The organism is Chryseobacterium sp. BGARF1, from assembly GCF_001677955.1.
Classification (GTDB): Bacteria; Bacteroidota; Bacteroidia; order Flavobacteriales; family Weeksellaceae; genus Chryseobacterium.
The window spans coordinates 1-20,451 of sequence record NZ_LELA01000078.1; the positions used below are offsets into that span (position 1 = coordinate 1).

Here is a 20,451-nt window from a genome sequence, read left to right on the forward strand (position 1 = left end):
ATGAACTTCTAATGGAAAGTTCTGAAAACATGGTCAAATTATCTGCCATAAAATTATTACTCAATAAAATTTAAACAGCCTCTAATTAATTGCTTAAATTTTTAGACTGAATCAGCAACTTAGAATTATCATTAGAAATAATGATAGTAATCTTATATTTTTTTAAATTTAATGAAAAGCTATTCGTAAATTTGTCTGTTTAAAAATCAGAGGGATAACATGCAAAAATTAGCACTTTTCAGATTACATTTAATTGTTTTTTTATGGGGCTTTACAGCAATTTTAGGTAAACTGATCACCGCAAATGCGCATATTCTTGTATTCTACAGAATGCTTTTTGCTGCGATATTTCTTTATGCCTTTATAAGGATTTATAAAAAAGAAAGCATTAAGGTTTCAAAAAAATTATTCTTTCAATTATCGGGAGTTGGCTTTTTTATGGCGCTGCACTGGTATTGCTTTTTTTATTCAATAAAAGTTTCCAATGTTTCCATCGCTTTAAGTTGTCTTTCACTGTCTACTTTATTTGCCTCAGTTTTGGAGCCGATTGTGTTTAAAAGGAAAGTCGATATTTCGGAAGTAGTAATGGGAACGGTGATTGTTGCCTGTATTTTACTTATTTTTAAAACAGAGTTTCAATATAAAGAAGGAATCTTTTACGGAGTACTGTGTGCAATCTTTGGAACCGTTTTCTCCGTTTTTAATGGGAAACTTTTCGGAAAAACCAGTTCAGGAAATATTATTTTCTATGAAATTTTCTCAGGATGGTTTATTTTGATGGTATTTTACCTTGCAACCGGACAAATCATGCAGATGAACGAAATAAATTATAGAGATCTTGCGTTAATAGGCATACTGGCGAGCGTATTTACAGCATATCCGATGTTTGAGTCTGTGAAGCTGATGAAATATATTTCGCCTTTCACTTTAATTTTAACAGTTAATTTAGAACCAGTTTACGGAATTATACTAGCTTTTTTTATCTTTGGAGAATCAGAACACATGAGCCCGGTATTTTATGTTGCATCTTTGGTTATGATTTTGGCTATTGTTGTAAACGCACTGATAAAAACTAGAAAACAAAAAAACATTAACTAAGTATCCATTTCTACATGATGAAAAAATATCTATTATTAGTATTTTCCCTTTTATTTGGGTTTTCTCAATCTCAGATTATCAGAAAATATTCCAATGAATTTTTAAATATCGGAGCCGGAGCTAGAGGAATCGGGATGGGAGGTGCCGTAATGACAAGCCAGGATGATGTGTATTCACCAATGTGGAATCCCGCAGGTTTAAATGGGATTACAAGAGACTGGCAAGGGGCAGCAATGCACGCAGAATATTTTGAATCTATCGCAAAATATGATTATTTAGCTTACGCAAAAGTTTTGGAAACTGGTGTTTTCGGAGTTTCTGTGGTACGTTTAGGGGTTGATAATATTTTAAATACCACCCAGCTGATCGATACGGAAGGGAATGTCGATTACGATAAAATTACAAAATTTTCACAGTCAGATTATGCCGGAATTATTTCTTATGCATTCAATCCTGGTGGAAATCCTAAATTGGATGTCGGTGTGAATGCTAAAATTGTATACAGAAACGTTGGAAAATTTGCAAGCGGATATGGTTTTGGTTTTGATGTAGGAGCTATCTACAAAGCAGATAATGGCTGGAAATTCGGAGGGGTTCTTCGTGATGCTACAACGACTGTCAACTTCTGGACTGTCAATCAAAAAGAATTGTCTACCATTGTAAACGGTGAAGAATTTAACCCAGCTCCAACCGATAAAATGGAATTAACGATGCCAAAGCTAAATGCAGGAGCTAGTAAATTATTCAATATTAACAGTAGTCTTTATATTTTACCGGAAGCGGGAATTAATGTAGATTTTGCTAAAACGGCGGCTCTGCTGTCAACAGATTTTGCAAGTATTACACCTTATGCAGGAGCTGAATTAGGGTACCAGAAAATGATCTTTGTAAGAGTGGGAGTTAACAGATTTCAGTCGATTACCGATATTGAAGACCTTCAGAGAAAAGTTTCTTTCCAGCCGAGTGCAGGTATCGGAATTCGTTACAGAGGTTTAACGCTTGATTATGCCATCAGTAATTCAGGAATTGGAGGTTCTAATTTTTATTCTAATTTCTTCTCATTAAAACTGGATATGGGAGAATTTAGAAATGATTAATTATTTTATTTAAATAAATTTTATGAAGAAGTTATCAATAATAATGTCTACGTTTTGTGTAATGTTCACTTTTGCGCAAAAAGTTTCAGATTATAAGTATGTGGTTTTACCAGAGAAATATGAAGATTTCAAAAAAAATCATTTTGGAATGGATAAGGTTTTAGCGAAAATCTTAAAAACAAAAAAATATACCGTTTTGTCCTCCGAAAATAAAAGTACTTGGCCTTCAGAAGCTACCAATCAGTGCAAACTAATCAACGCGAATATTCTTAATGCAAGTTCTCTCTTTAGAACAAAAGTTACAGTAGAGTTTAAAGATTGCGACAATAAAGTACTGTCTTCATACAAAGGAATGTCTTTAGAAAAAGAGTATGAAATTGGTTATCCAGAAGCATTAACTGAAGCTTTAGTTACCCTTCCTTTTTCTAATCCTATTGTGAAAGAAATTCCTGTAGAAAATACAGTGATTTCAGAACCAAATAGGCAATCTGAAAAATACAGTAACGGAAAATTAAGTCTTCAGAAAATTCAGCTTGATGCTACTCAGTTTATTTTGGTAGATGGAAACAGTTCTGTTCCTTTTGCTACTTTCAAAGAGACCACCAAAAAAGATGTTTTCAGAGTTAAATTAGGTTCTGGCGAATCTACAACAGGGTATTATGAAAATGGAAATTTAGTAATTGAAATTCCAAAAAGTAACGACGAATATTCTAAAGAAGTATTTTCCGCTGTAAAATAGTTACAAAACTTTTTCACAAAAAAATATAAAAAAGCCTTATCTGAAAATTTCAGGTAAGGCTTCCTTAAAATAAACCATAAAAAACTAAAATTAAGGCATCAATACCGTATCAATTACGTGTATCACACCATTCGACTGATTAACGTCCGCGATTGTAATTTTTGCTTTGTTCCCTTTTGCATCGGTTACGTATAAATCTTTTCCTTTTGTCCAGAACGTCAGTTGTTCTCCTTGTACTGTTTTCATCATTGCTTTACCGTTTCCTGCTTTTACCGCTGCCCACACTTGTTTTGCGCTATATTTTCCGGGTAAAACATGATAGGTAAGAATTTTTGTAAGCACTGCCTTATTCTCTGGTTTTACCAAATTTTCAACCGTTCCTGCAGGTAATTTTGCAAACGCTGCGTCGGTAGGAGCGAAAACGGTAAATGGACCTTTACTTTGTAATGTTTCTACCAAACCGGCAGCTTTTACTGCAGCAACCAAAGTTTTGTGATCTTTAGAATTTACTGCATTTTCAATGATATTTTTCGAAGGATACATTGCTGCTCCACCTACCATTACTGTTTTTTCTTTCATTTGCTGTGCAGCTGCATTTCCACTGAATGCGAATGATAAAGCCACCATTCCGAATACTGCGATTTTTGATCTTGTGTTCATTTCTTTAATTTTTAAATTATTATTGAGTAAGTATTTTTGTTTGTTATCATTATCTACGAAGATCAAATTGTTTTAGATTTAAGAATTTGAATTTTAACAATAATTAACTGTAATTAATTATTTTTTGATTAATTCTGTGTGGTATGTAATTTTTAAAAGTTTTTTCTCATTGTTTATTTTATTTCATTACATTTGAAATGAAAAATATTCACCATAAAAACAAACTATTCAGAAGAAGAACTTATCGTTTTACTGAGACAGAAAAACGAAGCTGGTTTTCATCACTTGTATGATAACTATTCTGGTGCGTTGTATGGTGTGATCCTCAGGATTGTTCAGTCTAAAGAATATACAGAAGAGATTATTCAGGATGTTTTTGTGAAGATTTGGAATTCTATGCATCAATATGATGCTACGAAAGGCAGATTTTATACTTGGATGATCAATATTGCAAGGAATACAGCAATTGATTATCTTAAATCTAAAAGCTTTCAAAACCAACTTAAAAACCAACCCATACCAGATTTCGTATATGAGAATGCGGAGCTTTCAACTACCAATAATTCAGATTTTATTGGGTTTAATAAAGTGCTTGAAAGTTTAGAATCTGATAAGCAGGAACTCATTGATCTTGCCTATTATCAAGGATTTACGCAGAGTGAAATATCAGAAAAACTGAATATGCCTTTGGGTACTGTTAAAACAAAAATGCGTAATGCATTGATTAAATTAAAAGACTTGTTAAAAGATTATCAATAAATTGGATAGTAAAGAATACATATCATCCGGAATTCTAGAATCGTACATTCTAGGCTTTGCTTCTCCCGAGGAAGCAGGTATTTTGGAGTGTGTGATGAAGAATAATGCTGAAGTGAAAGCCGCTTATGAAGAAGCGCAAAAAACTTTTGAATTGCTTGCCACTGCGCAAGCTGTGACACCACCCACTGATTTAAAATCAAAAATCTGGGATAAAATTCAACTTGAACAAGAAGTTGTAGAAGAAAAACCTGTAATTCCTATCAAGAATGTTGAACAAAAAGTGGAAACTCAACAGATAACGCAGGAAATAAAAGTAGAAAAAAATAACAATTGGAAAAATTATGCAGTTGCGGCTTCAGCCTTATTTTTAGTAAGTATTGCAGGAAATCTTTATTGGATGAACAGCCAAAAAGAGATTAAAAATGAAATTACTGTTTTAAGATCTGAAAAGCAGGCTCATAATCTCGCAATGCAAAATTTAGAACAAAAATTGCAGATTACTTCCAATCCGAATATGCTTAAAATTGTTTTGGCAGGCGTTGAAAAACACCCTGAATCCAACGCTGTGGTATATTGGGATAAAACTTCCAAAGATGTTTATTTAACGGCAAATAGTTTGCCAAAAGCACCTGAAGGAATGCAGTATCAACTTTGGGCAATCGCAGATGGAAAACCAGTGAGCGCAGGAATGTATACTGACGAAAAAGATGCTAAAATAGCTTTGGCCAATATTCCGAATGCACAAGCTTTTGCGATTACTTTGGAAAAAGAGGGTGGAAGTACAGTTCCTACCATGGAAAACATGTATGTAATGGGAGGAGTTTAAATTCTTCTTGAAGAATAAATTGAAAATCTCTTATCATCGATAAGAGATTTTTTTATTTTATCCTGCATTGAAAAATTCCCAGATTATTTTTGCTTTAGATTTTCCTAAAATTTCTTCTAAAGTTTCTAGGTTGGCTTCTTTTATTCTTTTGACTGATTTTAGTTTAGATAAAAGCAATTCAATTGTTTTTTCACCAACCCCCGGAATTTCCTCAAGCTCAGATTTTATGGTAGAATTGGTACGCCTTGTTCTGTGATGTTTTACGCCAAAACGGTGGGCTTCATCACGTACCTGCTGTAAAATTTTAAGTGTTTCAGATTTTTTATCGAGATATAAAGGAATAGAATCTTCGGGAAAGAAGATTTCTTCGAGTCTTTTGGCAATTCCTACGATGGTAATTTTTCCGTAAAGACCAAGAAGTTTTAAACTTTTTACAGCAGAAGATAGCTGTCCTTTTCCACCATCAATCAAAATTAATTGAGGTAAACTTTCGCCTTCCTCAAGCATTCTTTTGTAGCGTCTGAAAATGACCTCTTCCATCGTTTTAAAATCATCAGGACCGATAACCGTTTTTGGATGAAAAATTCTGTAGTCAGCCTTACTCGGTTTTCCATTTTTGAAAACAACACACGCAGAAACCGGATTGGTTCCCTGAATGTTTGAGTTGTCAAAACCTTCGATATGTCTCGGTTCTACAGGCATCCTCAGAAGTTTTTGCATTTCTGCCATAATTCTGTTCGAATGTCTTTCGGGATCTATGATCTGTACCTGTTTCAGTTTTTCAATTCTGTATTCTTTGGCGTTTTTTTCAGAAAGTTCAACGATTCTTTTTTTATCTCCAACTTTCGGAACAATTAGCTTTACATTAGGAATTTCAACAGTTAAGTGAAAAGGGAGTAAAACTTCTTTCGAATCAGAATCAAATTTTTGACGGATTTCAATTAAAGCCTCTTCCATAATCTCTTCATCGGTTTCTTCAAGCATTTTCTTGATCTCTGTGGTAAAACTTTGAATAATATTTCCGTTTCTGATCTTGAAATAATTAACGTAAGCTGCCGTTTCATCACTTGTCATTCCGAAAACATCTACATCATCAATATCCGGATTTACTACCGTATGTTTTACCTGATAATCCTCCAAAATATCCAGTCTTTCCTTGATGAGTTGTGCATTTTCAAACTGAAGATTAGACGCATATTTTGTCATTTGATTGATCAAATATTCTTTTGCTCTTCGGAAATCTCCTTTTATAATCCCACGAATCGCATCGATTTTTTCGTCATAATCTTCCTTGCTTTCCAAATCTTCACAAGGTCCTTCACAGTTTTTTATATGAAACTCCAGGCAGACTTTATATTTTCCTTCTTCAATTTTTTTTGGAGATAAATTTAAATTGCAGGTACGAAGTTTATAAATATGCTTAATGGTATCCAACAAAATCTTTGCAGGACGTACTTTTGCGTAGGGACCAAAATATTCCGAACCGTCTTTTATTTTATTTCTCGTAAGAAAAATTCTAGGAAATTCTTCATTTTTAATACAGATCCAAGGATAAGTTTTATCATCTTTCAACATTACATTGTAGAAAGGCTGATGTTCTTTGATCAGATTGTTTTCCAATAAAAGAGCATCATATTCACTGTTGACAATGGTGGTTTCAAGACGGTTTATTTTTCCGACCATAATTCTGGTGCGGTATCCGGAAAGCGTTTTGTTGAAATAAGAAAGTACCCTTTTCTTTAAATTTTTAGCCTTTCCTACATACAGCAGATTTTCGTTTTTATCATAATATCGATAAACGCCGGGTTCTGATGGTAAAGTTTTAAGCTGTAATTCTAAAGAAGGATTCATAAAACAAAATTAAGCATTCTCAATGTATTTTAAACAAACAAAAAAAGCTGCAGAAACTCTACAGCTTTAGATTTTATCATTAAATAATTTTATCCGTTACTCATATCAGTATATTCATTGATGAGAAAGCTCAGATAATTCCATTCTACAGATTTTTTTGGATACTTCTTCATAAATTCTGCATTGTCTCCGAACAAGAAATCATAATTATCTTCGAAGTCATTCTTGTGAAGCCACATTACTTTGTCGCCTTTTTTTACATAGTACGATTTTGTAACACCTACATTTCCACCTAAACGAGGACCCATTCCGTAATAAGCCCCTCCTGTTTCTTGTGCTCTGGGATCGTGGTAAACAGAAATAATATCATTGAACTCAGGGTTAATCAGTTGCATCAGAAATTCTTTCTCTTCTTTTTTGTTTTTCAGAGAAACGGTTTGGTTTACGAACTGAATATGCTCATTTGTGGTACTTTTATTGATCTTTTTTGTGTTCATATTTCGCACTGTACTGTAATGCTTTCCAACTTTTAAAATCTTCTCAAGTTTTGTAGGATAAATGTACATTTCACTTACTTTTTCAGCATTGAATCTTTCGGGCTTATTTGTAGTGCTGTCTTTTATGGATATTTCGTAAATCTGTCCCTTTTTCATTTCAAGATCGTTACAATAGCCTTTGTGGATGCTGCCGTCTTTTAAGATAAGGGTTGATATTTTTTTTGTGGATGGGCCAGAAAATCCTTCATTGAAAAGATATTGTTCCATTTTTTTTACTTGCTCTTTGGTGTATTTTACTTTTTCCTGAGCTAATGAGAATGCACTTGTCAGCGAAAGTACCAATAATAGAGTTTTAAATTTCATAAATATTAGTTTGAATTATTTCGGTAAAAATAATTAAATAATTGATGATTTTATAAAATATTTTACTGATGGTAAGGTTTTTTGTAAACCTAAATTTGCTTTGATTTAAGGATACCATATTTTAGTTTTAATAGGCTTTTTAAGTATGATTCAAAATGTGTATTTTTAGGCAAATTTTTTTGAAATGATATACGGTATAGATACTTTCAGTTTTCACGATGTTTTGGAAATCTGTAAAGACCCAAATAAAGCTACATTAAATAAAGATGCGAAAGAGCAGATTTTAAAATCTCAAAATAATGTAAAGCAGATTGTAGAGTCAGACCGATGTGTTTATGGGATTAATACAGGATTCGGGCCACTTTGTGATACTAAGATTTCAGCTGATGAAACGGCGCAGCTTCAGTACAACTTAATTATTTCTCACGCAGTAGGAGTGGGGAAACCGATTGATAAAGAATTTTCAAAAATTATGATGATTGCGAAGGTTCATGCCTTGTCTAAAGGTTTTTCGGGAGTTTCTCTGGAAGTGATCGAAAGGTTTATTTTGATGCTTGAAAAAGATATTATTCCTGTAGTTCCTGAGCAAGGATCTGTAGGAGCTTCGGGAGATTTAGCACCTTTATCACATTTAGTTTTACCTCTTTTAGGATTGGGACAAGTTTGGGTAGGAAATGAGATTTTTGAAACGGCTGAAATTTTAGAAAAAAACAATCTTGAGCCATTGGTTTTAGGGCCAAAAGAAGGTTTAGGATTGATCAACGGAACTCAGTTCATTCTTTCTCATGCAATAAAAGGTTTAGAAAAATTTGAATATTTATTAGACTTAGCAGATATGACTGCAGCGATGAGTCTTGAAGCATACAGAGGTTCTGCAAGTCCATTTAAAAAGGAACTTCACGACATCAGACCGTTTGAAGGAAGCAAAAAAGTGGCGGCAAGAATGCTTAAATTTTTAAAGAATTCTGAAAACCTAAAAGCTCACGAAGAATGCGAAAGAGTACAGGACCCTTATTCTATGAGATGTGTTCCTCAGGTTCACGGAGCGAGTAGAAATGCTTTTGAACATCTTAAAATAATGGCAGAAACAGAATTAAATTCTGTTACCGATAATCCGATTGTGTTAAGCGCTGAAGAATCTATTTCAGGAGGAAACTTCCACGGACAATTGATGGCGATGCCTTTAGATTATGCAACATTGGCTGTTGCAGAATTAGGAAATATTTCAGACAGAAGAAGTTATTTATTATTGGAAGGAAAATACGGTTTACCAAGATTATTGACTGAAAGCTCAGGTTTGAATTCAGGATTTATGATCCCACAATATACTTCTGCAGCACTAGTAACTGAAAACAAAACACTTTGTTTCCCGGCTTCTGCAGATTCTATTCCAACAAGTTTAGGTCAGGAAGATCACGTTTCGATGGGAAGTATTTCAGGTAGAAAATTCAATCAGGTTTTAGGTAATTTAGTGAATATTTTGGCGGTTGAATTAATGTTTGCTGCTCAAGGTTTAGAATTCAGAAGACCTGCAAAATGTTCAAAAATTATTGAAGAAAACTTTGCCATTCTTCGTTCAAAAGTTGATAAATTGGAAGATGACCGATTGATTGGAAAAGATATGTTGGCCATTGCAGAGTTGATTAATGAGAGGGAGTTTGTGGTGAATTTTTAATTGTAAAAAAGTGAGAGAAATTTTCTGTATTGGCAGTCTTTTATTGTCTGTTTTTTCTTATTCTCAAACAAAACAGGATAAGGTTAAAGAGCTTATATCGTTGAGTGGTGCTTTTAAACTTTCAAAGGAGGTTGAAAAAGATATACTCTTAAATTTTAAAAAAAGATATACAAATATTCCTGATTCTGTTTGGTCTTCATTAGAACCTAAAATCAATATTGATAATTTGATTAGCCAAGTAATCGATATTTATGGAAACAAATTCACAGAAAAGGAAATTGATGAGTTTTTGGTTTTCTATAAATCTGACATAGGAAAGAAATTAATTCAAAATTCACCAAGTATTATGACTGAAATTCAAACAGCAACAAGTAATTGGGGAATGGAAGTCACGAATTTAGTTAATAACGATTTGGAACAAAAAGGCTATTTAAAGTCGCCACCACCACCGATGCCGAATCCTCCAGCACCAATGAAATCGAAATAGAAAATGCAAATCCTCAGAACAACTTCCGAGAATCTCGATTTTCAAAATCTTGTAAAAAAGTTGGATGCTTATTTAGCTTTTATAGATGGCGAAGATCATGCTTTTTATGATCAGTATAATAAAATTGATCTGCTGAAAAACTGTATCGTTATTTTTGAAAATGAAAAACCTGTTGCTTGCGGAGCGATAAAACGGATTGACGAAAACACAATGGAAGTCAAAAGAATGTTTACACTTCCTGAGTATCGAAGAAAAGGTTTTGCAGCATCAATTTTAAAAGAACTGGAAATGTGGACAAAAGAATTGGGCTATGAAAAAACAGTTTTAGAAACAGGTAAAAAACAGATAGAAGCTGTTGCTCTTTATAAAAAATGCAATTACGCTATTATTCCAAATTACGGACAATACGCTGGAATTGAAAATAGTGTTTGTTTTGAGAAAATTTTATAAGAAATATTAATAGAGTCGGGCTTTAGCCCGGCTTTTCTTTTGTCATGAGAATTTGGTTTTAGAGAAAACTTTTTTTACCATTTACCAAGAACAGCTCCGGAGGAGCGATATCTTTGTAGATAATAATAAGACTCATAATTAGAACTCCATAGGAGTTCAATCTTAAGTAAGAATAGTATTTTTTACCATTTCTCCGTCAAATATTTCCAATACCGTTTCGGAACGTGCTGAATGTGCAATTTTGTATTTTTCCTTTCTTTAATATTGGTTTTGGTAAAATAACTTTGCCAAAGCGTCTGATATTTTTTTTCTTCTTCGTGGAATTTTTGCTGATATTGGTTTAAATCTACCTTTTCATCCGGATAAAAAAATTCACAGTTTTCTAAATCATACAACAAACCGTAATGTCTTCGTAAATCATAAATCATCCATTTTTGATCGGCGTAACGATCTTTAAAATGTTTTCTTATTAAAGGCAGAACATTAAAATCAGGATCTATTTTCGCAAAATAAATTTCATCCTGCATTTTTTCAAACCGTACAAAAGCAGTCATTCGATGTCTTTCTCTGCTTACCGATTTGCATATTTTTGAGATTTTCAGAATATGTTCATCAGCAAAATTCTGCAAAATATTTTCTCCGGAGTGTTTGATAGACTGTTTTACGGCAGATAAAATCAGTTTCTCCATGTCCGGATCTTCTGAAAGAAAAACCTGTAATAATTGATGTATTCCTGATTTCCCTATGTTTTGTTCTAATTTGTTTAAAACTCGTTCAGATTTTTCCTGTTGCGTAATCACTTCATGAATTTCTGCAAACATATTTTCCTGCTGGAAATTCTCTCTGCTAAAAATTTCCACATCTTGATACCGATACTCGAAAACTTCAAATATCGCAGTAAAAAGTCCGTCAAAACTTCCGTCGTAGAGTAGAGTGGTCATGAGTTAATGTAACAATTTAATAGTATAACAATCTAACAATTTTTGCAATCATTGTGTCATTCTGACGAAGGAAGAATCTCAACTAATTAATTAAGATTCTTCACTCCACTTTGTTTCGTTCTGAATGACAATTAATCGTTTATTTTCTAATTAAGGTCGTGTTATTAGTGAAAAGTATTCGTAAAATTTGTGTTTAAACATATTAAAATAAAGTCAATTGCTGCGAAAACTGATTCTGAAATTTCGACTGACTTCCGCCAATAATCAACTTCCTTAAATTCAAATCAGTTAAATGTTTTAAAAATGGATTTCCATAAGTGAAATCAATAAAATATTTTGCACGGTTTACAGCAGCTCCCAATTTTTTAAGATGGTCAATACTCAAAACCTGAAATTTTCTTGCACTTACAATTTTCTGTGCAGTTTTTACACCAATTCCGGGAATTCTGAGAATCATTTTGTAATCAGCTGTCTGTAAATTGATAGGGAACTGATCTAAGTGTCGCAAAGCCCAACTTAATTTCGGATCGACTTCCAAATCAAGAAATGGCATATTAAAATCTAAAATTTCATCTGCTTTAAAGCCATAAAAACGCATCAACCAATCCGATTGATACAAACGATTTTCCCGTAAAACAGGAACTTCAGAAGTAATTGCAGGTAAACGATTGTCGACTGTAACCGGAATGTAACCCGAATAATACACCCGTTTCATTCCGTAGTTTTTGTAAAAATGATCGGCAACTTTAATGATTTGTAAATCATTTTCATTAGTTGCCCCCACAATCATTTGTGTTGATTGACCAGCCGGAGCAAATTTCGGCGTGCTTCTGATGATTTTCTTTTCATCTTTATATTGCTGAATTCCTTTTTGAACGATTCTCATCGGCTGAAGCATATCTTCACGGTTTTTATCCGGCGCCAATAATTTTAGTCCGGATTCTGTCGGAATTTCAAGATTGACAGACAATCGGTCTGCGTAAAGAGCTGCTTCATTCATCAAATCATCACTTGCTCCCGGAATTGATTTCAAATGAATATATCCGTTAAAGTTATGTTCTGTTCTAAGTTTTTTTGCAACCCTTACCAAACGTTCCATCGTCGTATCGGCATCTTTGAAAATTCCTGAGCTTAAAAATAAACCTTCTATATAATTTCTGCGGTAAAAACTGATGGTTAAATCAACCACTTCTTCCACGGTAAAAGCAGCACGTTTAATATCATTCGATTTTCTGGAAACGCAATAGATGCAATCGTAAATACAATGATTCGTTAAAAGAATTTTGAGAAGAGAAACACAACGTCCGTCTTCGGTATAAGTGTGGCAAATTCCGCTTGCCGAACTATCGCCTAAACCGCCGTTATTTTTTCTTTTTCCACCGCTTGATGAGCACGAAACATCATACTTCGCAGCATCTGCAAGTATTTCGAGTTTCTCTTTTATGCGGTCAAAATTCATTTAAATAAATATTTTAAAAATGGAAAATTCAATAAGATTTTAAGCAAAATTAAGTCCAAAATTGAGAAAAGTCAGTGTTTTTAAAACAAACTTATCCACATTTTTCCAAAGCAAAATTAGTATATTTACGGTCATTAAATTTATGAGTGAAGTCGTAAAACGTACGATAACATACAAGACATAAAAAATATTATCCATATGAATCATAAACCGGTAGAAGGTTTTTCTAAATTAACCAAACAGGGAAAAATAGACTGGCTTGTTAACGAATATCTCGAAGGAAACCAGGATTATCAAAATATACTCAATCAATATTGGAACGAAAATGCAGATTTACAGAAGCTTCACGATGAGTTTTCTGAAAATACGATTTCCAATTTTTATATGCCTTACGGAATTGCACCTAATTTTTTAATTAACGGAAAATTATTTGCTTTGCCAATGGCGGTAGAAGAAAGTTCGGTCGTTGCAGCAGCTTCAAAAGCAGCAAAATTCTGGATCGATAAAGGAGGTTTTAAAACAACAATCATCAACACCGAGAAATTAGGACACACGCATTTTATTATCGATGTTGAATCTCACAAACTGCAGCATTTTTTTAATTTTAATTTAAAGAAAAAACTGTTTGAGGCTACAGAAGCAATTACGGCAAACATGAGAAATCGTGGCGGCGGAATTTTAGATATAAAATTGATCGACAAAACTTCTGAAATGCCTAATTATTATCAGCTGAAAGCAAGTTTTGATACGGTAGATTCTATGGGAGCCAACTTTATCAACTCATGTCTTGAGCAATTTGGAAAAACGTTGAAGCAGGAAATCGTCATCAGTGAAGATTTTACACAAGAAGAGAAAAATTCTTTACAGATTGTTATGAATATTCTTTCCAATTTCACGCCTGATTGTGTGGTGAGAGCCGAAGTTTCTTGTAAAATTGAAGACTTAAAAGACGATAGCGGAATTTCAAACGAAGAGTTTGCAAGAAAATTCAAACAGGCGGTGACGATTGCTGAAATTGAACCTTTCCGTGCGACGACTCACAATAAAGGAATTATGAACGGTGTTGATGCAGTTGTGATCGCAACCGGAAATGATTTCAGAGCAACTGAAGCTTGCGCACATGCTTATGCTTCAAAAGACGGAAAATATTCTTCGTTGACGCATTGTACAATTGATAACGGAGTTTTCAGATTCTGGATCGATCTTCCGATTTCGGTAGGAGTTGTCGGTGGTTTGACGAATCTTCATCCTTTGGTAAAATTCTCTTTGGCACTTCTTGGGAAGCCTTCAGCTCAGGAATTGATGAGTATTTTGGCGGTTTCAGGTTTGGCTCAGAATTTTGGAGCGCTTCGTTCTTTGGTAACTACGGGAATTCAAAAAGGTCATATGAAAATGCATCTTTTGAATATTTTAAACCAAATGGGCGCAACGGAAGAAGAGAAACAACATTTTGTGACTTATTTTAAAGATAAAACGGTGACGCATCACGAAGTAATCAATGAATTTAACAGATTAAGAGAAAAATAATGATACAGATTATTTTGGCTGTTTTATTTGTTGCTTTTGGAGTATTTCTTAGACAAACAAATCATCCAGGTTTTAGAGGTTCTAAAAAGTTTTGGAAAATGCTTGTTATTCTGGGAGGTGTGATATTGATTAGCAAATTGGTTTCATATTTTTTAAATCCACTGTAGTGAAAAAACAAATTCTATTCTTCCTCTTGATTTCCGGTTTAAGTTTTTCGCAACAGAAGAATTTAAAGATAGCAGATTTACAGCCGAAATCTGAAGATTTTGCCTTCCCTAAAGTTTCTTATGCTGAAAAACCTTTAATTGAAAATAAAATCAATACATTCTTGCAGGTCAATCAGCTTGAATATATTCCGGATTCAGTAGGAAGTCCGTCTCAATTGGTGTCTGTAGGGAAAACTTCCTATTCCAACTATGTTTACTTTTATGGTTGGGAAAAACTGGAAACGCCTAAAAATATTTTAAGTATTGCCATTAATGGAGAAGCTTCTGGAGCGTATCCTGAAGGTTTCGATATTTGGAAAAATTTTGATTTGAGAACAGGAAATTTAATCAATTCTAAAGATTTATTTCAACCTAATTCAATAAAAACGGTTGAAGGTTTAATTCAGAAAAATATTAAGAAAGAAGTCAATGATTTTCTTGCAGCATTAAGATCTGAGAAAGATCCTTCGGAAGAGGTTTTAGACCAGATCGCTATTTATGAAGATTGTTTTACCAATTTTACTTTAGATGGAATTGAATATTATTTCGCTAAAAATAAAATAAGATTTATTGCCGGAAGATGTTCTAATCATGCAATGAGAGCGTTGGATGAATTGGGCAGCCATGTTGTGGAATTTCCGTACAAAGATTTGGATAAGTATTGGAGTCCGTACGCGAAAAATTTATTGTCTGATTCTGAAAAAGTTGATAAAACAAGTCTTGATAATAAGTTGTATAGAGGAAAGATCGACGGAAAATATCCAATCACCGTTTTGATAGATAAAGTATATGATGACGGTTCTTTTTCTGCAAAATATTGGTACGATAAAAATAAAAAACTGATCGAGTGGAACGGTAAATTAAAAGGTAACCATATTTCTATTATTGAAAACGATTATTACAGCGAGGAAACGAATCAGTGGATTTTCAGAGCTTTGGTAGAAGCCGATTTACAAGGAAATAAGATCTCCGGAACTTGGCAGGATCATAAAACAAAGAAATATTTAAAACTAGAATTAGAAGAATTATAAAATGAAAACAATTACTTTGGTCTTCGGTGCTGTTTATGGCATGTTATCCGTTATTTTAGGTGCTTTTGGGGCACACGCTTTAAAGAAAATATTATCTGTAGAAAGACTGGAAAGTTTTGAAACAGGAGTCAGATATCAAATGTATGCAGCTTTCTTTTTGCTGATTGCTGGTTATATTTTAAAATTTGATACTTCATCTCAAAAATGGATTTCTATTTTGATGATTGCAGGAACAATACTGTTTTCTTTCAGTATTTATTTCTTGAGCTTACAAGATTATTTGGGAGCAAACCTTAAATTTTTAGGACCAATTACTCCACTTGGAGGTCTGTTTATGATTTTAGCTTGGTTGATGCTAATTTTTTATTTTGTGAAGAATAAAATTTAAATATTATAAAAAGTCTTCGACTTCGCTCAGACCGACATTCCTACAACAACTTTTAGTATTAGAGATGTCATGCTGAGCGAAGTTGAAGCACTTTATTAAAACATTTTACAAATGATGATTGTAATTTTAAACAATAAATTAAAATGAAAATCAACAGAAGACGTCGCTTAATACGAACTTTTAATCTTTTGGATCAACCCATTAAGTTTAATCCTTTTGTATTCAGCCGTACTTTTTTTATGTGGGCAATTACAGGTTTGGTTGGCGGAATTATTGCCGGATTATACTGGATCGTTCTCGAACATTTTACCGAGTTTTTGCATCAATTTCAAGGTTGGATGGTGATTCCAACAATGGCAATTTCAGGTCTTTTGGCAGGTTTGGTGATTCATTTTATTGGCGATCCGGGAGAAATTCATTTGATCGTTAATAACATCAGATTTAATAAAGGAAAATTAGAGCCGAAAAATAATCCTTCTATGATTTTGTCATCTCTTTTTTGTGTGGCATCGGGTGGGAGTTTAGGACCTGAAGCGCCTTTGGTTCAGGTTACGGGTTCTACAGGAACTTATTTGGGGAAATTGTTTAGGCTGAAAGGTGAAGAATTACGCTCTTTAAGTATTGCCGGAATGGCTTCCGGTTTTACGGCACTTTTTGGCGCTCCGCTTGGTGGAAGTTTATTTTCTCTGGAAATTCTTCATCATAAACATGCTGTAGAATATTATAAAGCGATTATTCCAGCTTTGGTAGCGAGCTGTTTCAGTTATTTGATGTTTGCTTTGATTATTCATTTGGGAATCGGAGCGACCTGGGATTTGAAAGCCTATCATTACACCGGAGTTTACGATTTTGCTTATGCAACCGCTTTTGGAATTGTGGGAACTTTATTCGGTTGGATCTTTATTTTCGTGGTCAAGTTTTTCAAAAAAGTTTTCGAATACAGAAAATTTCCGATCTACATCAAAACTTTGGTGGGTGGAATTTTATTGGGTATCATTGCATTTTACTTTCCATTAACAAGATATTTCGGGCATCATGAAATCAATGAATTGATCAATGGGAATTACGGCCTGAATTTTTTAATTATCATTTTGATTTTCAAAATTTTAGCCATTGCGATTACTGTAACTTCAGGATGGAGAGGAGGTTTCATCATTCCGTTGTTTTTTGTAGGAACGACTTTAGGATTAATTATTCACAATTTATTTCCATCAGTTGACACCACTTTGGCGATTGTAAGTTGTATGGCTGCAATCAATGCATGTGTAACGAGAACGCCGATGAGTACAACGATTATTTTGGGAACCTTAACTGGTTTTACTTATTTCGTACCAATACTTTTTGCAAGTTTGACAGGATATTTCTTAGCTCCGAAAATTCCGTTCATCGGTTCGCAGGCTAAAGAATTAGCTGAAGAATAGAAAGAAAGGTCCAATACATTAAAAAAAGTTCAGGCATAACCTGAACTTTTTTCTTTTATGCTCTCGCAGATTTAGGAGATTATGCAGATTTTTTTTCTGCTCAATTTGCAAAATCTGCGAGAGAAAATTTAACATTAAGATTTATTAAGAAGTTTAGAATAATTAAGTTAAGCTTCGCTTTTAGGCGCAATGCTTAAGAAATTTATTTGATTTCCCTTAAAAAACTTAACTCCTTAAATCTTCTTAATAGTTCAAATTAAAAATTTTAAAGTGCAAAATTCTCTTTCATCCACTTCAATTTATTAAAGCTTTTCAGGAATTTTGTTCTGATAGAAATAAATTTTTCCTGTGCTTCAATCACCTTGTTTTCTCTTGAATTGATAAGGAAAAGCGAGCTTTCACCATTGCTGTATCTTGTTTCTTCAGCGTAAAGCAGTTTTCTATAATTCAGTAAATTATTTCTCGACAGATTAATTTGAGTATGATAGTTTTGAATCTCGTTTTTATAAGTTTCAATTTTTACATCGAGCTCTCTGATTTTCATATTGATGTCTAGCTGATTTTGATCTAATTTGATCTTCGCCATCTGATAATTGGCTCTTGCTTCTCTCTGAAAAATAGGGATTTCAAGCTTCAGTCCATATTGAAAATTATGATCAAATAATGGAAGATGATCTGCGGAGTAATTTTCTTTGTTGAAAAAATTATAAGTAAAATCTACTTTCGGAAGAAAGCTCTGCCATTTCAAACGCCTTTCACTTTCCAGAATATTTTGTTTTTGATCGTAATATAAAATCGATCGATGCATATTGATCTGTCTTGAATTGATATCATTAATTAAAAATTCGAAATCTGAATAGGCCAAATGTTCATTTAGGTTTTCTGAAGGATAGATCATTTCCGAAAGTTCGTAAAACTGCTGATCATCTTTCCAAAGATACAGTTGAATTTGCTGCGTACTTTTCACAAAATTTAAAAAAGCATCTCTTTGCTGAAGTTCAAAACTTTGAAGCTGAGAAAGCGCTTCGATCGTGTCAATGGCTGGTTTTTCGCCAAATTCAAAAGTTTTTCTTGTGAGTTTTAATCGGTCTTTATTGATATCTACAATTTCAGATCTAAGCTTATAAATTTCATAATTCTGAACCCATTCCCAATACGTATTTTCTGCTTCCAAAAGAAGTTCGTTGGTCAACACGGTTTGTTCTGCTTCTGTCATTTTCAAACCAAATTTTGCCTGATCAAGCATTGCTCTTCTCTTGTCGTACAAAAGGTTTTTGGCTAAAGGAATAGTAACCCCGAATTGATACAAACCGCCTTTTGTATCGCTGTTGTTCAGTTTTTGTCCGTCAAGATGATTATAACTTCCATGTACATCGATTCCGTACCATGTTGGAATTCCCAATTCTACATTTTTCTGTTCGTAATACTTTGTTCCGTCGATATTTTTCTCGCCGAGTTTTCCGGCTAAAACAGGGTCAAATCCTCCTCTTGCTCTTGTAATTTCCTGTTCTGCCAATCTGTTTTGAAGCTGATATTTTAAAGCTAAAGGATGATAGTTTTTAACAACATTGATAAATTCTGCAGCAGAAATTTTTAATGAATCTTGTGCAAAATTTAAATTAAAAAATAGCAAAAAAGCGAGAATGAAAATTCTATTTTGTTTTTTCATCTTTGGCTGGTTTTGCATTGGTTACTTCATAATAATCGGGAGGGAAACCGTTGATATTTCGCCATAATTCATACCAAATAGGAACATCGTTTAAGATAGCAATTCCCTGAACTCCGGTTCCCATTTTAATTTTTGGCGGCCATTTTTTTTCCTTTTCATCTTCAATAATTAACGCCTTAAACATTCCGTTTGCGCTGATGTTGCTTTCCACGGCAACCACTTTTCCTGCGAAAGTTCCGTAGCTGGAATCCGGCCAACCTGAGAAAACGATTGCGGGAAATCCGTCAAAAATACTCATCACGCGCTGTCCTTCTTTTACCAAAGACAGATCGACAGGCTTGATATAAATTTCTACTGCATAATCAACGTTTGTAGGAACTACCGTTCCTATATTTTCACCATCTTTCAACACTTCACCGATCCCTGCTTTGTTCAATGAAACGATTTGTCCGTCCTGAGAAGCGATGATAAAGTACAGACCTTGTCTTGCTTTATAATTGGCCACCTGATTTTGGAGTTTGGCAATATCTCCATCACTTCCTTCAATTTGTCCCATGCTTTGAAAACGTTCGCCTTCAATTTTGCTCAGTTTTTCGTTGTAATCCTGAGTAACAGAATTTTGCTCAATTTGAGTATTGAGTATTTCCTGTTGAGTTTGGGCTACCTTATTTTCGTAAGCAGTTTTTTTGGCAATTGAATTTTGATAAGAAATACTTCTCTGCTGAAACTGAGTTAAAGAAACCAGGCCTTCATCATACATTTTTTTCTGTCTTGCAAATTGGTCTTCCGAAAGTTTTAGCTCGTTTTTAGCGGCTTCCAATTCTGCTTGTTCACCAATAAGTTTACTGTTGAGTTGGATGATCTTGATTTTAACCTGATTTAATTTTAAATCACGTGAAGCATTTAGCGCTTCGAGTTGGTTTTTTGCTGTTCCTACTTTGGCTTCGTAATAATCTCTTACGCCTTTCTTGGCATCAACTTGTTCCTGGGTTCTTTGCACCAATAAGGGGTCAAGATAATCGTCTTTAATTTCTGAAAGCTGTAAAAGGGTGTCGCCTTTTTTTACATAATCTCCATTTTTTACGTTCCATTTAATAATTCTTCCAGGAATTGGCGAATTTAATTGTTGTGGTCTTTGGGATTGATATAGGGAAGTTACATTTCCTTTTACTTTGATATTCTGCGTCCAGGGAAGAAAAAGCGTAATAATTCCTGCAATGAAAATGAATAAAAACCATCGCTTTACCCTCGACCTTTTATGAATTTGATATATTTTATCGTATGATTGTATTTGCATTTTTACCAAG

Annotated in this window: 19 protein-coding genes; 12 read left to right on the plus strand and 7 right to left on the minus strand. The window is 33.7% G+C overall.

Annotated features, from left to right (window positions below):
* Positions 1-219: 219 nt before the first annotated feature.
* Genes AB671_RS14295 through AB671_RS14305 form a run of 3 tightly spaced genes read left to right on the plus strand, consistent with a single transcriptional unit; the run spans position 220 to position 2,934 of the window.
* The gene (locus AB671_RS14295) at positions 220-1,098 is read left to right on the plus strand and encodes a DMT family transporter (protein WP_066680494.1); all 879 of its coding nucleotides are present in this window, start codon (positions 220-222) and stop codon (positions 1,096-1,098) included.
* 14 nt (positions 1,099-1,112) lie between these two features.
* Entirely contained in the window at positions 1,113-2,195 is a 1,083-nt protein-coding gene (locus AB671_RS14300; protein ID WP_066680495.1) for a PorV/PorQ family protein, read from the plus strand.
* A 22-nt stretch (positions 2,196-2,217) separates the two neighbouring features.
* Positions 2,218-2,934 carry a hypothetical protein gene (locus AB671_RS14305; RefSeq protein ID WP_066680497.1) on the plus strand — a complete coding sequence of 239 codons (717 nt, stop codon included), beginning with the start codon at positions 2,218-2,220 and terminating at the stop codon, positions 2,932-2,934.
* Between the two features lie 90 nt (positions 2,935-3,024).
* Here AB671_RS14305 and AB671_RS14310 read toward each other — a convergent pair whose 3' ends face one another.
* Positions 3,025-3,594 (minus strand): fasciclin domain-containing protein, encoded by a 570-nt coding sequence (locus tag AB671_RS14310; protein WP_066680566.1) that lies wholly within the window; start codon positions 3,592-3,594, stop codon positions 3,025-3,027.
* Between the two features lie 285 nt (positions 3,595-3,879).
* Here AB671_RS14310 and AB671_RS14315 point away from each other — a divergent pair, with 285 nt between their 5' ends.
* Both AB671_RS14315 and AB671_RS14320 read left to right on the plus strand, forming a co-directional pair.
* Complete coding sequence (locus AB671_RS14315) at positions 3,880-4,353, plus strand: RNA polymerase sigma factor (protein ID WP_082987326.1); 474 nt, start codon at positions 3,880-3,882, stop codon at positions 4,351-4,353.
* 1 nt (position 4,354) lies between these two features.
* Positions 4,355-5,179, plus strand: a complete 825-nt coding sequence (locus AB671_RS14320; protein WP_066680503.1) for an anti-sigma factor domain-containing protein — start codon at positions 4,355-4,357, stop codon at positions 5,177-5,179.
* Between the two features lie 57 nt (positions 5,180-5,236).
* Here AB671_RS14320 and uvrC read toward each other — a convergent pair whose 3' ends face one another.
* Both uvrC and AB671_RS14330 read right to left on the minus strand, forming a co-directional pair.
* The gene (gene uvrC, locus AB671_RS14325; RefSeq protein ID WP_066680508.1) at positions 5,237-7,030 is read right to left on the minus strand and encodes an excinuclease ABC subunit UvrC; all 1,794 of its coding nucleotides are present in this window, start codon (positions 7,028-7,030) and stop codon (positions 5,237-5,239) included.
* An 89-nt stretch (positions 7,031-7,119) separates the two neighbouring features.
* On the minus strand, positions 7,120-7,890 hold the full coding sequence (locus AB671_RS14330; protein WP_066680510.1) for a hypothetical protein: 771 nt from the start codon (positions 7,888-7,890) through the stop codon (positions 7,120-7,122).
* A gap of 184 nt (positions 7,891-8,074) precedes the next feature.
* Here AB671_RS14330 and hutH point away from each other — a divergent pair, with 184 nt between their 5' ends.
* The 3 genes from hutH to AB671_RS14345 are packed head-to-tail and all read left to right on the plus strand — an operon-like array spanning position 8,075 to position 10,502.
* Positions 8,075-9,565 carry a histidine ammonia-lyase gene (hutH, locus tag AB671_RS14335; RefSeq protein WP_066680512.1) on the plus strand — a complete coding sequence of 497 codons (1,491 nt, stop codon included), beginning with the start codon at positions 8,075-8,077 and terminating at the stop codon, positions 9,563-9,565.
* A 10-nt stretch (positions 9,566-9,575) separates the two neighbouring features.
* Positions 9,576-10,052, plus strand: coding sequence for a DUF2059 domain-containing protein (locus tag AB671_RS14340; protein ID WP_066680515.1), 477 nt, complete (start codon positions 9,576-9,578; stop codon positions 10,050-10,052).
* Positions 10,053-10,055: 3 nt separating this feature from the next.
* Positions 10,056-10,502 carry a GNAT family N-acetyltransferase gene (locus AB671_RS14345; protein ID WP_066680517.1) on the plus strand — a complete coding sequence of 149 codons (447 nt, stop codon included), beginning with the start codon at positions 10,056-10,058 and terminating at the stop codon, positions 10,500-10,502.
* 182 nt (positions 10,503-10,684) lie between these two features.
* Here the strand turns inward: AB671_RS14345 and AB671_RS14350 are convergent, their stop codons facing one another.
* Both AB671_RS14350 and AB671_RS14355 read right to left on the minus strand, forming a co-directional pair.
* Positions 10,685-11,443, minus strand: coding sequence for a TIGR03915 family putative DNA repair protein (locus tag AB671_RS14350; protein ID WP_066680519.1), 759 nt, complete (start codon positions 11,441-11,443; stop codon positions 10,685-10,687).
* 202 nt (positions 11,444-11,645) lie between these two features.
* Positions 11,646-12,902 carry a putative DNA modification/repair radical SAM protein gene (locus AB671_RS14355; protein ID WP_066680521.1) on the minus strand — a complete coding sequence of 419 codons (1,257 nt, stop codon included), beginning with the start codon at positions 12,900-12,902 and terminating at the stop codon, positions 11,646-11,648.
* A 198-nt stretch (positions 12,903-13,100) separates the two neighbouring features.
* Between AB671_RS14355 and AB671_RS14360 the strand changes: the two genes are divergently transcribed.
* The 4 genes from AB671_RS14360 to AB671_RS14375 all read left to right on the plus strand — a co-directional run bounded on the left by AB671_RS14360 (position 13,101) and on the right by AB671_RS14375 (position 17,475).
* The gene (locus AB671_RS14360) at positions 13,101-14,429 is read left to right on the plus strand and encodes a hydroxymethylglutaryl-CoA reductase, degradative (RefSeq protein ID WP_066680523.1); all 1,329 of its coding nucleotides are present in this window, start codon (positions 13,101-13,103) and stop codon (positions 14,427-14,429) included.
* 166 nt (positions 14,430-14,595) lie between these two features.
* Positions 14,596-15,666, plus strand: coding sequence for a hypothetical protein (locus AB671_RS14365; protein WP_066680525.1), 1,071 nt, complete (start codon positions 14,596-14,598; stop codon positions 15,664-15,666).
* A 1-nt stretch (position 15,667) separates the two neighbouring features.
* Positions 15,668-16,054: a DUF423 domain-containing protein gene (locus AB671_RS14370; RefSeq protein WP_066680527.1), complete on the plus strand. Its 387-nt coding sequence runs from the start codon at positions 15,668-15,670 to the stop codon at positions 16,052-16,054.
* Positions 16,055-16,197: 143 nt separating this feature from the next.
* A complete protein-coding gene (locus AB671_RS14375; protein ID WP_066680529.1) occupies positions 16,198-17,475 on the plus strand; it encodes a chloride channel protein in 1,278 nt (425 codons plus the stop codon).
* A gap of 265 nt (positions 17,476-17,740) precedes the next feature.
* Here the strand turns inward: AB671_RS14375 and AB671_RS14380 are convergent, their stop codons facing one another.
* Together AB671_RS14380 and AB671_RS14385 are read right to left on the minus strand one after the other, a co-directional pair.
* On the minus strand, positions 17,741-19,144 hold the full coding sequence (locus AB671_RS14380; protein WP_066680531.1) for a TolC family protein: 1,404 nt from the start codon (positions 19,142-19,144) through the stop codon (positions 17,741-17,743).
* Positions 19,128-20,441, minus strand: coding sequence for an HlyD family secretion protein (locus tag AB671_RS14385; RefSeq protein ID WP_066680535.1), 1,314 nt, complete (start codon positions 20,439-20,441; stop codon positions 19,128-19,130). The genes AB671_RS14380 and AB671_RS14385 overlap by 17 nt, the downstream gene beginning before the upstream one ends.
* Positions 20,442-20,451: the final 10 nt, after the last annotated feature.

Excerpts from the sequence above, each read along its gene's own strand:
- AB671_RS14295 (WP_066680494.1), top strand. The coding sequence starts at position 220 with ATGCAAAAATTAGCACTTTTCAGATTACATTTAATTGTTTTTTTATGG.
- AB671_RS14300 (WP_066680495.1), top strand. The coding sequence starts at position 1,113 with ATGATGAAAAAATATCTATTATTAGTATTTTCCCTTTTATTTGGGTTT.
- AB671_RS14305 (WP_066680497.1), top strand. The coding sequence starts at position 2,218 with ATGAAGAAGTTATCAATAATAATGTCTACGTTTTGTGTAATGTTCACT.
- AB671_RS14310 (WP_066680566.1), bottom strand. The coding sequence starts at position 3,594 with ATGAACACAAGATCAAAAATCGCAGTATTCGGAATGGTGGCTTTATCA.
- uvrC (WP_066680508.1), bottom strand. The coding sequence starts at position 7,030 with ATGAATCCTTCTTTAGAATTACAGCTTAAAACTTTACCATCAGAACCC.
- AB671_RS14330 (WP_066680510.1), bottom strand. The coding sequence starts at position 7,890 with ATGAAATTTAAAACTCTATTATTGGTACTTTCGCTGACAAGTGCATTC.
- hutH (WP_066680512.1), top strand. The coding sequence starts at position 8,075 with ATGATATACGGTATAGATACTTTCAGTTTTCACGATGTTTTGGAAATC.
- AB671_RS14345 (WP_066680517.1), top strand. The coding sequence starts at position 10,056 with ATGCAAATCCTCAGAACAACTTCCGAGAATCTCGATTTTCAAAATCTT.
- AB671_RS14350 (WP_066680519.1), bottom strand. The coding sequence starts at position 11,443 with ATGACCACTCTACTCTACGACGGAAGTTTTGACGGACTTTTTACTGCG.
- AB671_RS14355 (WP_066680521.1), bottom strand. The coding sequence starts at position 12,902 with ATGAATTTTGACCGCATAAAAGAGAAACTCGAAATACTTGCAGATGCT.
- AB671_RS14360 (WP_066680523.1), top strand. The coding sequence starts at position 13,101 with ATGAATCATAAACCGGTAGAAGGTTTTTCTAAATTAACCAAACAGGGA.
- AB671_RS14370 (WP_066680527.1), top strand. The coding sequence starts at position 15,668 with ATGAAAACAATTACTTTGGTCTTCGGTGCTGTTTATGGCATGTTATCC.
- AB671_RS14375 (WP_066680529.1), top strand. The coding sequence starts at position 16,198 with ATGAAAATCAACAGAAGACGTCGCTTAATACGAACTTTTAATCTTTTG.
- AB671_RS14380 (WP_066680531.1), bottom strand. The coding sequence starts at position 19,144 with ATGAAAAAACAAAATAGAATTTTCATTCTCGCTTTTTTGCTATTTTTT.
- AB671_RS14385 (WP_066680535.1), bottom strand. The coding sequence starts at position 20,441 with ATGCAAATACAATCATACGATAAAATATATCAAATTCATAAAAGGTCG.